This is a genomic window from Mangrovivirga halotolerans (assembly GCF_026241165.1).
GTDB classification, from domain to species: Bacteria; Bacteroidota; Bacteroidia; order Cytophagales; family Cyclobacteriaceae; genus Mangrovivirga; species Mangrovivirga halotolerans.
In genome coordinates this window covers 1-1713 of the sequence record NZ_JAPFQN010000025.1, presented here as the reverse complement: position 1 = coordinate 1713, position 1713 = coordinate 1, and the positions used below count along the sequence as shown (strand labels likewise).

Genomic DNA, 1713 nt, shown 5'->3' with positions numbered 1-1713 from the left:
TATAAGTCATACAATTTTTGAAAGTCTCCCAGAAGATTATTAAATGAAATCCACTTTCTGTAGTCTTTTTCTATATTTAAAAATTCGTGCATTTTATTGTTTTTATCTGATTGCCAACGTCTACACTATGGCGCAGTTTTTATGTCCCTCGTGGCGTAAAAATGCGATATAGTGATTGTTAGGGTGCGTTATCGTATTTAAATTTCATGTAATTTCTATTCCAATAGTCTTTAATAAAACCCCATTTATAGTTTGGGTAATCATCAATTCTATCAATAGAAATATTCTCAATCGTATTTATATCATCATTTGAACTAATTTTCGAAACCTTTATAAGTCTATCAGACTCTTCAGAATCACAACCAATCCCATAAATTTCACCTATCTGATAAACTCTAGAATTATCGATAAAAAATAGGTAACTAAGCCAATTCATATCAGCGCATCCACCTCTTCTATACGAATAATAATAATTAGGATTTGTGTCTAATCTTTTAGCTTCAGAAACATCCATAAACCCTTCTACTTTTCTGTACGATTTACTTTTTTTGTCGTAGAGATAAAGATCCGCTGTATAATTATTGCCTAAGTAGGAGAGGATGATGTCAGCGAATCCATCATTATTAAAGTTTAAGATCTCAATATTCCCAGTAACATCATTAACAGTGATTGTGTCTATTCCTGTCTTGATTATTTTAGCATAGCTACCTGACTTTGTCCAGAATGATGTGACATTGAATTTTTGTTTATCCACTATAAATGTGCTATCCCAAAGAATCTCCTGTCCGTTACTGACAAATGATATAATCAATAATATGGTTGAAATTAGTTGTTTCATTTTTTAATGCACCCTAACGTTCGATGTATGAGTTTGTGGCGGATTATCGTGCCGATTTCGCGTCCGATAGGACAGTGAAATCCAGCGAGAATCCGGCGATTGAGTTGACTCTACAGCTAGCCATAACTGCATACATGATGTTGTGCTTATGTGCTTTAATTAAATTTATCATAAAGATCATTAATCCAAAATAATCCAATTTTATTATCATCAATTAAGATTGCGCCTCCTGTTTCCCAAAAATCATTTAAATCTAAATCGTTGTTAAATATTCTTACGTTTACAGAGAAAAAATCAGGATTAATAAAGAAGTCAATAAAGCCATTTGCATATCTATTTTTATCTGATTCATTGAACTCTTTATCTATGCTAGTATAATTTGGTTTTGTACTTAATCCAAACTTGATTGCGGAAATAGCTTCATTTCTTTTAATTCTATTTATATCGAAACTTTCCTTTTCTAAATGAATATTGGTTTTGGTAAAAAAATCCTTTATCAAATTTATATAATTATCTCTATAACCATCATGCTCACATATTTGAAGAATTATTTCTCCTGATTTTAGGTTATGAGATTCTATTGCGTTGCGAAATTCTATTATATAATTTGGATTGAATAATTTCATTAATTTCGATTGATAGCCCTGTATTAAGCACAACGTCAAGGCTATGTGTCCGCCGAAACCTACGGCTACTTAAAAAACGCATAGCTGACATCCAAAGATAATAGCCTCAACTGAAAATCAAAACGGTGGCTCATAGTTCCCATGATATAATCCGAACCCGTAAAATAAGGGTAAACCAAACGAAAAACACCATGGGAACAGGATTAAAGTTATTCATTGGAATTGATGTTCACAAGCGTCAATGGAGTG

Annotated in this window: 2 protein-coding genes; both read right to left on the bottom strand. The window is 32.0% G+C overall.

Annotation, left to right across the window (positions count from 1 at the left end):
* Window positions 1-178 precede the first annotated feature (178 nt).
* The gene (locus tag OO013_RS20050; RefSeq protein WP_266058914.1) at window positions 179-838 is read right to left on the bottom strand and encodes a hypothetical protein; all 660 of its coding nucleotides are present in this window, start codon (window positions 836-838) and stop codon (window positions 179-181) included.
* Between the two features lie 155 nt (window positions 839-993).
* Window positions 994-1464 (bottom strand): hypothetical protein, encoded by a 471-nt coding sequence (locus OO013_RS20045; RefSeq protein WP_266058913.1) that lies wholly within the window; start codon window positions 1462-1464, stop codon window positions 994-996.
* Window positions 1465-1713: the final 249 nt, after the last annotated feature.

Bases quoted from the DNA above. Each gene is read 5' to 3' on its own strand.
- OO013_RS20045 (WP_266058913.1), bottom strand. From the start codon at position 1,464: ATGAAATTATTCAATCCAAATTATATAATAGAATTTCGCAACGCAATA.
- OO013_RS20050 (WP_266058914.1), bottom strand. From the start codon at position 838: ATGAAACAACTAATTTCAACCATATTATTGATTATATCATTTGTCAGT.